The organism is Pseudomonas sp. Fl4BN1 (assembly GCF_009908285.1).
Classification (GTDB): domain Bacteria; phylum Pseudomonadota; class Gammaproteobacteria; order Pseudomonadales; family Pseudomonadaceae; genus Aquipseudomonas.
The window spans coordinates 48526-60501 of record NZ_JAAARM010000007.1 but is presented as its reverse complement, the minus strand read 5'-3'; the positions used below and the strand labels follow the sequence as shown (position 1 = coordinate 60501).

The 11976-nt window shown below is 64.4% G+C and carries 11 protein-coding genes, 1 pseudogene and 1 riboswitch; of the genes and pseudogenes, 7 read left to right on the top strand and 5 right to left on the bottom strand.

Annotated features, from left to right (window positions below):
* A complete protein-coding gene (locus GV818_RS10095; RefSeq protein WP_161759604.1) occupies nucleotides 1-804 on the bottom strand; it encodes a MipA/OmpV family protein in 804 nt (267 codons plus the stop codon).
* Between the two features lie 6 nt (nucleotides 805-810).
* Complete coding sequence (locus GV818_RS10090) at nucleotides 811-2634, bottom strand: serine hydrolase domain-containing protein (RefSeq protein ID WP_161759605.1); 1824 nt, start codon at nucleotides 2632-2634, stop codon at nucleotides 811-813.
* A gap of 213 nt (nucleotides 2635-2847) precedes the next feature.
* A riboswitch (yybP-ykoY riboswitch) is annotated at nucleotides 2848-3008 on the top strand.
* 10 nt (nucleotides 3009-3018) lie between these two features.
* Here GV818_RS10090 and mntP point away from each other — a divergent pair.
* Together mntP and GV818_RS10080 are read left to right on the top strand one after the other, a co-directional pair.
* On the top strand, nucleotides 3019-3591 hold the full coding sequence (gene mntP, locus GV818_RS10085) for a manganese efflux pump MntP (protein ID WP_161759606.1): 573 nt from the start codon (nucleotides 3019-3021) through the stop codon (nucleotides 3589-3591).
* Between the two features lie 56 nt (nucleotides 3592-3647).
* Nucleotides 3648-3902, top strand: coding sequence for a double zinc ribbon domain-containing protein (locus GV818_RS10080; protein WP_161776472.1), 255 nt, complete (start codon nucleotides 3648-3650; stop codon nucleotides 3900-3902).
* A gap of 20 nt (nucleotides 3903-3922) precedes the next feature.
* Here GV818_RS10080 and GV818_RS10075 read toward each other — a convergent pair whose 3' ends face one another.
* Nucleotides 3923-4489: a GNAT family N-acetyltransferase gene (locus GV818_RS10075; RefSeq protein ID WP_161759608.1), complete on the bottom strand. Its 567-nt coding sequence runs from the start codon at nucleotides 4487-4489 to the stop codon at nucleotides 3923-3925.
* Between the two features lie 209 nt (nucleotides 4490-4698).
* Nucleotides 4699-5177, bottom strand: a pseudogene (locus GV818_RS10070) (GFA family protein).
* A gap of 200 nt (nucleotides 5178-5377) precedes the next feature.
* On the opposite strand from GV818_RS10070, the gene GV818_RS10065 reads away from it, so the two are divergent.
* Together GV818_RS10065 and GV818_RS10060 are read left to right on the top strand one after the other, a co-directional pair.
* Entirely contained in the window at nucleotides 5378-7093 is a 1716-nt protein-coding gene (locus tag GV818_RS10065) for a hypothetical protein (protein WP_161776471.1), read from the top strand.
* A 2-nt stretch (nucleotides 7094-7095) separates the two neighbouring features.
* Nucleotides 7096-7446 (top strand): hypothetical protein, encoded by a 351-nt coding sequence (locus GV818_RS10060; RefSeq protein ID WP_161759610.1) that lies wholly within the window; start codon nucleotides 7096-7098, stop codon nucleotides 7444-7446.
* Nucleotides 7447-7535: 89 nt separating this feature from the next.
* Here the strand turns inward: GV818_RS10060 and GV818_RS10055 are convergent, their stop codons facing one another.
* A complete protein-coding gene (locus tag GV818_RS10055; RefSeq protein ID WP_161776470.1) occupies nucleotides 7536-8453 on the bottom strand; it encodes a LysR family transcriptional regulator in 918 nt (305 codons plus the stop codon).
* 130 nt (nucleotides 8454-8583) lie between these two features.
* Here GV818_RS10055 and GV818_RS10050 point away from each other — a divergent pair, with 130 nt between their 5' ends.
* The 3 genes from GV818_RS10050 to GV818_RS10040 are packed head-to-tail and all read left to right on the top strand — an operon-like array spanning nucleotide 8584 to nucleotide 11969.
* Complete coding sequence (locus tag GV818_RS10050) at nucleotides 8584-9411, top strand: FAS1-like dehydratase domain-containing protein (RefSeq protein WP_161776469.1); 828 nt, start codon at nucleotides 8584-8586, stop codon at nucleotides 9409-9411.
* A gap of 34 nt (nucleotides 9412-9445) precedes the next feature.
* Nucleotides 9446-10609 carry an acyl-CoA dehydrogenase family protein gene (locus GV818_RS10045; RefSeq protein ID WP_161776468.1) on the top strand — a complete coding sequence of 388 codons (1164 nt, stop codon included), beginning with the start codon at nucleotides 9446-9448 and terminating at the stop codon, nucleotides 10607-10609.
* A gap of 10 nt (nucleotides 10610-10619) precedes the next feature.
* The gene (locus GV818_RS10040) at nucleotides 10620-11969 is read left to right on the top strand and encodes an MmgE/PrpD family protein (protein ID WP_161776467.1); all 1350 of its coding nucleotides are present in this window, start codon (nucleotides 10620-10622) and stop codon (nucleotides 11967-11969) included.
* The last annotated feature ends 7 nt before the right edge of the window (nucleotides 11970-11976 follow it).

The window sequence follows — 11976 nt, the reverse complement described above, 5'->3', positions numbered from 1 at the left end:
TTAGAAGCTGTACTCGATCTGCGTGCCGATGCTGGTCTGCATGCGCCGATCGACGATCGGGCTGTCACCGGCTTCCTTGCTCAGGTATTTCATCGACAGCAGGGTCGACAGCTTGGTCTGCTCGTTGAGGGGCAGGGTCCACGCCAGGTCGGCGCCACTGCTGACTCGTCCGCCCTTGGCGCGGTAGGTGCTGAAGCGGCTGTTGGCTGCCTGGGTGTCACTCACGCCATACCAGGTCTGCAGGTAGTCGGCGTTGCCAAACAGGCTGTTGACGCTGACGTCGAGGCTGCCGAAACCGCCCTCATACAGCTGGGTGCCAATGCTCAGCTCCAACTGGCTATAGGCCGAACCGGTGTCGCGGCGATCATTCTTCTTCATTGCGTGGGTCAGCGTGGCCCCCAGTTCGAAGGGGCCCAGGTCGTAGCCCAAATGTGCACCGAACTGTGCCCGGGACTTGATCTCACCCATGCCCTTGAGCCGCTTGGAGCCTTGGCCCATATGATTCTTGTCGCGCCGCTCCTCGCTTGCGCCAACCCAGGTACTGAACGACAAGTCACCCCATTCGCTACCCCAGCCCAAGCCCTGGTCCGTGTTGAGGAAAATGCCGTAGGGGCTGACGATCTCGCCGCCGAGCAGCGGTGCCACGGTGCGCTCGTCGCTGCCGCTGTAGCGTGGAACGCTGGCGACGCCGGCGTGCACGCCATATTTCCAGTCTTCGGCATGCAGCGGGGCGGACGCTGTGGTCAAGCCGATAGTGCTGACCCAAAGAGCCGCGGCAGTGGTGGAGCGTTTCAGGGTTTTCATCCCGGTTTAGAACCTCAGGTAGTGGTTGTTGTAGGTGCGTTTGAATGAGTAGCCGAGGACGTTGACCCCGTTGATCTGGCGGCGCACGGTGTCGCCCAGGCCTGGACCATGGCCGGCGATCACCGCGTGTGCGTTGTCCACTGGCGCCAGGATGTAGTCGGTGAGGGGACGGCCCTCATGCAGGCTGCGGATCATCAGGAAACCGTCTTCAAGGGTGATGCTGACGCCATTCATGGGGGCATTGGCCTGGCCTTCGTTGAGGGTCTGGTAGGTACCCACCGTGGCCAGCCAGTTGTCGGGCAGGGGCACCGGATCGATGCGTTCTCCTACCGCCAACAGCTGGCCATGACTCCTGGCGGTGAACACCCGGTGACCCTGGACGCTCATGACGTCCAGCTGCACCCGGCCTAGGTCGCCGAGGTCCTGCAGCCAGAGCCCGAGGAATTTCTTCTGTGCCCGCAGCCAGCCGTATTCGTCGCGCAGCAGTTCAAAGCGGGTGCCGGCCAGTTCGCCGAACAGGTGCTGGTCCTGGTCGCGGATCCGCAACACGCCCCAGGCTGTGGCATAGAAGCCGGCCAGGTGTTGGCGATCCGCGGCTTCCGGTACTCGACGCCGCTGGATCGGTGGGGGCGCTGCCTGAGCGGTGCTCGGTTGATCCTCGTCGGCAGTGCCGTGAGCCTGCAGCAGCATGCGCAGGACCTGATTCACCAGGGGCTGGGCGAGGGCTTCGCCGCTGCTGGAATTGCTCATTACGATCACCGCCAGTTGCTGCTCCGGGAGCACGCTGATCTGCGCATGAAAGTCGCCGCTCACTCCGCCGTGCTGCCAGGTGCGAATGCCTGGGCGCACCCACTCATCGCCGCAGGGTGAAAGGAACCAGCCCAGGCCCACCTGGCAATCGAAATCCAGCGGATTGCCGGTGTTCTGCGGGCGCACCATTTCGTTGATCGAAGCCGCCGACAACAGCTGGTGATTCTTGTAGTGGCCCTGGGCGAAGAGCATCCGCACGTAGCGACTCAGGTCCCGGGGGCTGCTCCACAAACCGTTGGCGGAGAGGTCGCGGACCAGGGTGTCGTTGCTGCGGGTGCCGTTTGCATAACCCTGGGCGCGATTGGGTTGGGCATGGCTGTCACCGCTGAAGCTCGACTGGCCCATGCCCAGTGGACGCAGCAGGGTTTTTTGCAGTTGCCGTTCGAGGTCCAGGCCGCTGCAGCGCTCGATCGCCGCGCCCAGCAGCGCATAGCCCAGATTGGAATAGGCGGTCTGGGTGCCCGGGGCGTTGCTCAGCCAGAGGCCGCTGAGCTTTCTCGGCAACTCGCCGAGGGCCGGGGGCGTGTGCAGTTCGCGCAGGTATTCGGCGGGCATCCCGGCCTGGTGGCTGAGCAGGCGACGCAGGGTCACCGCCTGGTCGGCGGCACTCTGCTCCTCGTGAAAGCGTGAGCGGACGTAGAACTCCTTGAGGGTGTCCTGCAGGGGCGCATCGAGTTGCAAGCGGCCTTGTTCAATCAGCTGCATGACTGCGGTGGCGGTCAGCAACTGGGACAGGGCGCCGGCACGAAAGGCGGTGTTCTCGGTGACTTGCACGCCCCGGGCCTGGTCGGCAAAACCAAAGCCCCGAGCCCAGATCAGTTCCTGGCCATCCACCAGGGCGATCGACAGGCCCGGTACCTGATGCCTGGCCATCTCCTGGGGGATGTACTGCTTCAGGTAGCGAATGATGCTGGCGTAGTCGCCAGGCTCGATAGGCGGCGCTAAAGCGGGCTGCTGATTGCAGCCCAGGCTACCCAGCAGAATGCCTAGCAACGGCAGGCCGAGAAGTTTGGCAGACATGCAACACCCGAGCGGAAATTTGATGTGCGCATGCTAGGGAAGGGGGGCTGGTCAGTCTTTGGCAGCTTTGTCTGGAAACTGTCAAAGAGTGTTAAGACCGCCGGCTCAGACATCCGCTGCCTTTCATGGGGGGCGCTGCAGGATGTTGCCGCCGAGCGTCATGAGCCCGTGTACGGCAATGAAATTTTCACAATCGACGGGCTAAGCTGCGCGCCTCTTTGGGGAGTAACCTGCCACCGCCTGCTGCGGTGGAGCCCGTATCAACACACTCGGCAACCTGCCGTGGTGCGGGCGCCGTTTCGGTTGGTGAGACCATCGACATACCTGTGCTGAAGTCGGGCGCGTGGGTATGTCGTGGACTCAAGCCCGACCGGAAGACCCAAGATGAACCCTGCCTCGATCATTTTCCTCGCCTTCGCCATGTCCACCGATGCCTTTGCCGCCGCGGTAGGCAAGGGTTCGGCCATGCTTAAGCCACGCCTGCTGGAAGCCTTGCGCATCGGCCTGATCTTCGGCGTCATTGAAGCCATCACCCCGGTGGTCGGCTGGTTCATCGGCCAGGCCGCGACGCAGTGGGTGGCCAACTGGGACCACTGGATCGCCTTCAGTCTGCTGCTGTTGCTGGGCCTGCACATGATCTACAACGGCACACAGCTGCAAACCGAAACCGAGGAAGAAAAGCCCCGCCAGCATGGTTTCTGGGTGCTGGCGGTCACCGGTTTCGCTACCAGCATCGATGCCTTGGCAGTGGGCGTGGGCCTGGCTTTCGTCGACGTCAACATCTGGGTCGCGGCCAGCGCTATCGGCCTGGCCACCATGACCATGGTCACTCTCGGCGTCATGCTGGGCCGGGCCATAGGTACGGTGATGGGGCAGCGTGCGGAAATATTGGGTGGCGTGGTGTTGATCATTGTCGGCTCCGGCATTCTCTACGAGCACTTGTCGGCGCTGGCTTGACTCTGTAGTTACTACAGGGTTTTTACTGGCGATCACAGTCTAGTGGAGTGATCGACATGAGCTTTTTCGGACGGTTGTTGGCAGGGCATCACGGTGGTGGGCACGACGGTTCTCGGGGCGGGCATCCGGGCTCTGGGCATTCGACAGGGGCCGGCAGCCCTTGCCCGCAATGCCGGGCGTTGAACCCTGCGTCCGCGCGTTTCTGCCAGCAATGTGCAGCATCGCTGGTGCCGGCCGGCTGCGCTCAATGCGGTGCGACATTGGCGGCGGGCGCGCGGTTTTGTGGGCAATGTGGCCGCGCCTCGAACTGAGGCGCGGTGCGGGCGGGAGGTTACAACTCCAGGCTGTGAATCACCTGGGTGGCATCGTCGGGGTCGATGGCGCTGCGCATGCCGAGGGTTTTCGCCAGCCGGCGCATGCTGTAGTTGGAAGCCGCATCCACCGAATACATCTGCTTGAAACCATTGTTTCGGGCCTCGTCGATCAGGTGCTGCATCAGCAGTGCGCCGAGGCCCTTGCCTTGCCACTCATCGGCGATGGTCACGGCGAATTCGCAGCGCCAGGGTTGATCGTCGAGTTGCGCGTAGCGGCTGATACCGACTTCGCGCAGGTCACCGTTGTCATGGACCAGGGCCACGTAGGCCATCCGTTGTGGGGTGCCAACGTCCATCAACTGATCCAGCAACTGGTCGCCCACCTCCTTGATTTCACCGAGGAAGCGCTGGTGCCGGGTGACGGGGGAGAGGTTTTCGATAAAGGCCTTTTCCCGCTCGCGGTCCTGAGGCCGGAGCGGACGGATCAGTACATGGCTGCCGTCGCTCAAGGCGTCGATCCAGTATTGGCCTTGTTGTGCCGGGAACGGCGGGGGGGCGAGAACATCGAGAGCGCTGTTGGGCATGATCAAGTCTCCGGAAAACCAAAGGGCGAGCAATTACCTAGAGCTTTACTCCGCTGCGGGGCCGGGCGCTTGACCGGCATCAATGTCTGTCACTGTCCCGGGCCTGATAGCGATCATCGGTCGCAGGCTGATCAGCGGCGTAACTGCCTTGGCGCGTGGGCGGCAGGGGCCTGGCACGGAAACCGGCAACGGCGCTGAAGCCCCTTTGCCTACCGTTGCAGGTCCAGGCGCGCATGCCATTGGTCGATGGATTCCTCGGGGTAGTGCGCGAACTGCAAGTCATGTGGCTGCCAGTCGATCTCCACCCAGGGCGCCATGGAGTCGAGCGTCAGGTGGGTATGTTCCGGCGGCACCGGCAACGGGGTGTCGATAGCCGAAGCGAAGGGGTGGATCAACTCCGGCCATTGCGGACTGAACAGCCACAGCCCGGAGCCGCAACGGCTGCAGAAATGGCGCTCGGCGCTGCTGCGTCGGGCCCGGCTGCCCCCGGGTTCCTTGATCAACGCCTGGTAGACGCTGATGTGCTGGCGGCCCCGGACCTTCAGGCTGGCCATATCACCCCCGAGGTTGATGGCATCGCCCTGGGTCTTGCGGCAGATCGAGCAGTAGCAGCGTTGATAGGGGGAGGGGGGGCGCTGTCCAGGCTGAAGCTGACGGCGCCGCAGTGACAGGAACCTTCGGGTTGCATGGGGACCTCAGGGAACAGACCGGGAGCCTGCCCAAGACTAGCCGCAGGCGGTGCGGCATGGATGCAGGCCAGGTTGTTGCCGTGGCCAAAACCGTGCAGGCATTTGGCTATTTACCCTAGTGCCTAATGGTCTTTTCACGGGTGTTTGCCCGCGTAAGCGCTGATCTACGCTCTGGATCAGGAAAAACAGGAGGCAGGACATGGACCGTCAAACTGGTAAGCACCCTATCCCTCGGCAGTTGATTCTCGGCGTGCTCGGGAGTGGCATGGTCCTGCTGGGGGCGATCTCCCAGGCCGCCCCGATGAGCATCACCGTCTCGCCCAAGGTGCCTGCCGATATTCCCGGAGGCGCGCCCCAGGCCTCGTTGGCGCAGGCCGCGGCCTTCGCCTGGCAAGAGTTCATTGCCCTCAATTGGCCAGCCCAGGCAGGGCAGCGTGATGTGGCCGATACCCGGCAGTTGTTCGGTAGCCAGACCGGCCCCCTGGTGTGGCAGACCTACCGCAGCAAGGTGGAGATTTTCCCGGGCAATGGCAACGCCAATATCGGACCGCCTGGCTATCCGGGGTCCGGGGCGGCCAGCAGTTATGGTTACAACTTTCCCCCGACCTACAATTACGCGATCAAGGTTCCGGCCTGTTCCGGCCAGGCCCCGGTGCGCCAGCCGGCCTGGGTCAACCTCGACGAAACCACCCAGATCGGCCTCGACCAGATGTTCGCCGGGGCATCGCCTTCGGCCCCCGTCGGCGGCAATTCCCAACCCCAGCTGGTGCGTTTCCTGGCCAAGGCCAACCAGGTGCAATACGCCTACGTGGCTGCCAATCAGTACTGGTACGCCAACTCCTCGCTGCGCCAGGCCGCAAACGCTTTCAACACGGCGGTCAAGCAAAAGCCGCCGGTGTTCCCCAGCGGCCCGCGGGTCAACTTTCCCAACGGCACCATCGAGGTCAAGTCTGCCTGGCGCAAGCTGGGCCCCGGGGAGAATCCGTCACGATTCCATGTGCAGACCGTGCGTTTCTATGAGCGGCAGAAGGCGCCGAACAGCGGCATCTGCTATTTCGAGGATCAGTGGGCCATGGTCGCGCTGCATATCATCCAGAAGACCCCCAGCGCCCCGAGTTTTATCTACGCCACCTTCGAGCAGGCCGACAACATCTTGCTGGCCAACGGCCGGGCGGTGGAAGATCAGGACGGCAACATCGTCAACCGGCCCTCGACGCCCTATCCCACCATGCCCAAGTTGAATTACCAGGACGCGATACCTACGCCCCAACAGCCCAATCTGCCGTTGGTCAAAGCCAGCGGTGGTTTTTGCAAGCCTGGAAAACAACTGTATTTCCAGGAGCAGAACAAGCCCGGGCTACCGTCTGGCGGCCCGATCTGTGTCAACCAGCGCTATGAGCCGATTACCTCGGCCGTGGTACAGGTCAATCAGGCCGCGCACCGGGCGATAGAGGAGTACAGCCAGGCTCGCAAGATCCAGAACTCCCCCTGGTTGTACTACAAACTGGTCTCGGTCCAGGCCCAGCCGTTCGATACCACTCAGATATCCCAGACCGATATCAGCCATGGCCGAGGGGTTTACTACCAGGCCAATATCATGGTGGAAACCGACTACACCCTGCAGCAGTTCAGGGGCCGAATTGCCGCCAGCGGCGCGCCGACTTCCTTCCCGACGGCAGGAGCACCGCCGCCACCGAACGTGTTCTCCAAGCGCACCAGTAGCTCCGCGGTGCAGGGGGTGAACATGGGCGGCTGCATGGGCTGCCATGGCAACGCCCAGGTCGCCGGCTACGACTTCAGTTTCATCCTGCAAGGCGGGAATGTCCGGTCGCCCGAGGCCGCAGGTGCCGAGTCGGCGGCGGCAGCCAGCGTGCAATATCTGCAGTTGTTCAATCCGCATATCGAAGGGGAATAAGCATGGCGCTCACCAGTTTCAAGGATGTGCAAAACCTTCTCGACAGCTACGTCGCGCAGAACAACCTGCCCATATCGGGGGCCCCCCATGGCGCCTTCTGGCAGACCACGTATCAGGCCTTCGTGACGGGCAGCGTGCCGGGGGTACAGGACCCGAACACGGGGTTGGCGCTACCGATCCTGAGCAAGGGTGACGGCGCCCACTCGAACCTCATCTATGCCTTGAGTGGTACGGCGGGCACCCTCTGGGGGCCGGAAGGAGCGATCGGCCCGATGCCTCCCGGGGGCCCTTCCATGCCTCAGGCACAGATAGACGAGCTCAGCGCCTGGATCAGCAACGGCTGCCCGCAGTAAGCCATCGACCCTGACCGCGGCCGCCATGCCCCGGGGGACCAGGCCCTGGGGTTTTGCCGCGTCTGAGGCCGGCCAGTGCCGGGCCGGCTTCACTCGTCAACCTGGCTCGGGACCGGCTCCACCGCCGTCGGCATCAGCGTCGCGATCAGCGCCCGCACGGTGCCGGGCAGGGCCTCCAGTTCGCGCACGATGATGCTGCGCTCGCGGATGGCCCAGGGCTCATCGAGTTTCACCGTCACCAGCTGCATGGTCCGGCTGTGCCGCAGCGCAGCGGATTCGGGAATGATGCCGATGCCGACTCCGGCCTCGACCATGCGGCAGATCGCCTCGAAGCTCGACACCTGAATGCGCAGCGACAGTTGCTTGCCCAGGCGCTCCACGTGCTCGCGCAGAAAACTCAGCAAGGTGCTGCCTTCCTGCAGGCCGATGTGCTGGTAGGCCAGGGTCTGTTCCAGGGTCAGCGCCGCCGCGCCGGCCAGCGGGTGGTCCACCGGCACCATCAGCACCAGGCGGTCGGTGCTGAAGTGCAGTACTTGCAGGCCGGCGGCTGCCACCGGGCCGGCGATGATGCCCATGTCCGAGGTGCCGTCCAGCACCCCACGGACGATGTCCCGGGACAGGCGCTCCTGCAGGTCCACCGTGACCCCCGGGCGCTTGGAGAGAAAACCCGCGAGTATTTCCGGAAGGAATTCGGTGACCGCCGTGGTGTTGGCGAAGATGCGGATATGCCCGGTGGCGTCACCGCCGTATTGGGTGAATTCGCTTTTCAGGTAATCCACTTGGCGCATGATCAGGCGCGCGTGCTGCAGCAGGCGTTCGCCGGCCGGAGTGACTTCCACGCCGCGGCTGTCGCGGTACAGCAGGCGGGTTTCAAGCTGGCCTTCCAGGGCCTTGATCCGTGCACTGGCGGCGGCCGGGGAGAGGAAGGCGCGGCGTGCGCCCTGGGTCAGGCTGGGGGATTCGGCAATATGGATAAACAGGCGGAGGTCCGCCAGATCGAAATGCATGTCCGGGCTCCTATGGGCGCAAGGCGTTCAGCATAAGCGAACGCCGGTTTATAAAAATGCAAATTCTCGATACGCACCGGCCCCTTGCATGATGGCCGCCATCACCTTTGCGTATCAGGATCCTGCCTCTATGAGTGCCATCGACCCCCGCACCTGGATTGGCCGCAGCCAGCGGATTGACGACCACCTCAGCCACAACCTGTTGGCGCGCATCGCCGCGACCCTGGGCCAGGAAACGCCTGCCCCGGGCCAAGCCTTGCCGCCCCTGTGGCACTGGTGCTTTTTCCAGCAGCCGCAGGCTGAGTCGGCCTTGGGCAGCGATGGTCACCCGGCCCGGGGCGGCTTCCTGCCGCCGGCGGACAGGCGCAACCGGATGTGGGCCGGTGGCCGCCTGGAATTCCATGAGCCGCTGCGGGCCGGCGCCGAGGCCAGTTGCCTGAGCACCATTACCCAGGTCCAGGAGAAGGCCGGGCGCACCGGCAAGCTGCTGTTCGTGACCTTGTGTCATGAGTATTTCCAGGACGGCCGATTGGCACTGCGTGAAGAGCAGGACATCGTCTACCGCGAACCGACTCCGCCCAAGCAGGACAGTGGCGAGGCGCTGATCCAGGGTGACTGGCAGGAGTCGCTGGTGCCGAGTCCAACCCTGCTGTTTCGCTACAGCGCGGTGACCTTCAACGGCCACCGCATTCATTACGACTATCCCTATGTCACCGCCACCGAGGGTTACTCCGGGTTGGTGGTGCACGGCCCGCTGATCGCCACCCTGAGCCTGGGGGCTTTCTGCCGGGCCAATCCCCGGGCGCGCCTGCGCACGTTCGCCTACCGCGGCCTGCGCCCGCTGATCGCCCCACAGCCCTTTGTCGTCGGCGGACGCCTCGGCGCTCCCGGCCACGCTGAACTGTGGGCCGGCAACGAGACCGGGCTGGCCCAGCGCGGCGCCGTGCAATTCGACTGAATTCCAACAATAACCCCAGGCGGAGAGCCTATTGATGCCCCCCCATGACACTGAAGCACTCAATGCCATACGTGAAGGCGTGCGCGCGCTGTGCGCCGAGTTCGATGCCGCCTACTGGCGCGGCATCGACGAACGCAAGGGTTTCCCGGAGGCCTTCGTCAAGGCGCTGACCGCGGCCGGCTGGCTGTCGGCAATGATCCCGCTGGAGTACGGTGGCTCCGGCCTGGGCCTGGCTGAGGCGTCGGTGATCCTGGAGGAGGTCAACCGTTGCGGTGGCAATTCCGGCACCGTCCACGGGCAGATGTACAACCTGTTCACCCTGCTGCGCCATGGCAGCGACGCGCAGAAAAGCTACTACCTGCCGAAACTCGCCAGTGGCGAACTGCGCCTGCAATCGATGGGCGTGACTGAGCCCAGCACCGGCACCGACACCACCAAGATCAAGACCACCGCACACAAGCGCGGCGACAAGTACGTGATCAACGGCCAGAAGGTTTGGATCTCCCGGGTCCAGCATTCCGACCTGATGATCCTCCTGGCCCGTACCACGCCGCTGGCCGAGGTCAAGAAGAAGTCCGAGGGTATGTCGATCTTCCTGGTGGACCTGCGTGACGCCATCGGCAACGGCCTGACCGTGCAACCGATTGCCAACATGGTCAATCACGAGACCAACGAGTTGTTCTTCGACAACCTGGAGCTGCCTGCCGACAGCTTGATCGGCGAGCAGGGGCAGGGCTTCAAGTACATCCTCGACGGCCTCAATGCCGAGCGCACGCTGATCGCCGCCGAGTGCATCGGCGACGGTCGCTGGTTCATTGAAAAGGCCAGCGCCTACGCCCGCGACCGAGTGGTGTTCGGCCGGCCCATCGGGCAGAACCAGGGGGTGCAGTTCCCCATCGCCGAGGCTCATGTCGAGATTGAGGCCGCCGACCTGATGCGTTGGCGCGCCTGCGAGGAGTACGACAGCGGACGCCACGCGGGGGCCAGCGCCAACATGGCCAAGTACCTGGCGGCCAAGGCCTCCTGGGAAGCAGCCAATGCCTGCCTGCAAACCCACGGCGGCTTTGGTTTCGCCTGCGAATACGATATCGAGCGCAAGTTCCGCGAGACCCGGCTGTACCAGGTGGCGCCGATCTCCACCAACCTGATCCTGTCCTACGTCGCCGAGCATCTGTTGGAATTGCCCCGCAGTTTCTGAGGAACCCCCCATGAGCCATACCCATGAACTGGCCGGGTTCCTTGCCGGCCTGCGCTACGACGATGTGCCCGAACAGGTGCTGCTGCGGACCGAGGAGCTGTTCCTCGACTGGCTGGGTTCGGCCCTGGCAGCCCAGGGTGCCCATCCGATTCCGCTGTTCGAGGCTTATGCCCGGCACATGGGGCCGGCGGACGGCCCCGCGCAAATCCTGGTCAATGACAGCCGCAGTTCAGCCTACTTTGCGGCCCTGGTGAACGCGGCCTCATCCCATCTGGTGGAACAGGACGACCTGCACAACAGTTCCGTGCTGCACCCGGCCACGGTGGTGTTTCCGGCGGCGCTGGCGGCGGCCCAGGACCTGGGCCGGTCTGGCCGCGAGCTGTTGCTGGCGGCGGTCGCCGGTTATGAGGCGGGGATTCGCATCGGTGAGTTCCTGGGTCGTTCCCACTATCGGATCTTCCACACCACGGCCACCGTCGGCACCCTGGCTGCCGCCGTGGCCGTGGGCAAACTGATGGACTTCGACACCGAGCAGTTCATCAACCTGCTGGGCAGCGCCGGCACCCAGGCCGCCGGGCTCTGGGAGTTCCTGCGCGACGCCGCCGACTCCAAGCAATTGCACAGCGCCAAGGCCGCGGCCGACGGCTTGCTCGCCGCCTACCTGACCCGGGACGGCCTCAGCGGTGCGCGCAACATTCTCGAAGGCCCGCAGGGCATGGCCGCGGGCATGTCCAGCGATGCCGAGCCGAAGTACCTGAGCGACCGTCTCGGCAGTCGCTGGGCGCTGCTGGAGACCTCGTTCAAGTTCCACGCTTCTTGCCGTCACACCCATCCCGCCGCCGATGCCTTGCTGGCCCTGATGCAGCGTGAGGGCTTGGCGCATCGGCAGATTGCCCGGGTACAGGCCCGGGTGCACCAGGGCGCGCTCGATGTACTGGGCCGGGTCCGGGTGCCGCAGACCGTGCACCAGGCCAAGTTTTCCATGGGCACCGTGCTTGGCCTGATCGCAGTGCATGGCAAGGCCGGGCTGCCGGAGTTCCAGCAGTGGGCCCTGACGGACCCGCAGGTGGCGATGTTTCGCGACCGGGTGACGATGCAGCTGGACCCCGAGGTGGACGCCGCCTATCCCAAGCTCTGGCTGGGCCGGGTCGAGGTGCGGTGCCTGGACGGCCGGACCTTGCACGGGGCCATCGACGAACCCAGGGGCGATCCGGGCAATGGCCTGTCCCGGGCCGAACTGGAGGACAAGTTCCAGCGCCTGCTGCAGTTCTCCGGGGCGCGTACCGCGCAGCAAGGCGCTGCGTTGATCCGCCGGGTCTGGGCGCTGCGCGATGTGGCCAAGCTCAATTCACTGCTCTGAACTCCCT

What these genes read in the sequence shown, in the direction of transcription:
- GV818_RS10075 (WP_161759608.1), bottom strand. Translation starts at nt 4,489, where the DNA reads ATGCCCAACAGCGCTCTCGATGTTCTCGCCCCCCCGCCGTTCCCGGCA.
- GV818_RS10045 (WP_161776468.1), top strand. Translation starts at nt 9,446, where the DNA reads ATGCCCCCCCATGACACTGAAGCACTCAATGCCATACGTGAAGGCGTG.
- GV818_RS10095 (WP_161759604.1), bottom strand. Translation starts at nt 804, where the DNA reads ATGAAAACCCTGAAACGCTCCACCACTGCCGCGGCTCTTTGGGTCAGC.
- GV818_RS10055 (WP_161776470.1), bottom strand. Translation starts at nt 8,453, where the DNA reads ATGCATTTCGATCTGGCGGACCTCCGCCTGTTTATCCATATTGCCGAA.
- GV818_RS10090 (WP_161759605.1), bottom strand. Translation starts at nt 2,634, where the DNA reads ATGTCTGCCAAACTTCTCGGCCTGCCGTTGCTAGGCATTCTGCTGGGT.
- GV818_RS10080 (WP_161776472.1), top strand. Translation starts at nt 3,648, where the DNA reads ATGAGCTTTTTCGGACGGTTGTTGGCAGGGCATCACGGTGGTGGGCAC.
- GV818_RS10060 (WP_161759610.1), top strand. Translation starts at nt 7,096, where the DNA reads ATGGCGCTCACCAGTTTCAAGGATGTGCAAAACCTTCTCGACAGCTAC.
- GV818_RS10040 (WP_161776467.1), top strand. Translation starts at nt 10,620, where the DNA reads ATGAGCCATACCCATGAACTGGCCGGGTTCCTTGCCGGCCTGCGCTAC.
- GV818_RS10050 (WP_161776469.1), top strand. Translation starts at nt 8,584, where the DNA reads ATGAGTGCCATCGACCCCCGCACCTGGATTGGCCGCAGCCAGCGGATT.
- mntP (WP_161759606.1), top strand. Translation starts at nt 3,019, where the DNA reads ATGAACCCTGCCTCGATCATTTTCCTCGCCTTCGCCATGTCCACCGAT.
- GV818_RS10065 (WP_161776471.1), top strand. Translation starts at nt 5,378, where the DNA reads ATGGACCGTCAAACTGGTAAGCACCCTATCCCTCGGCAGTTGATTCTC.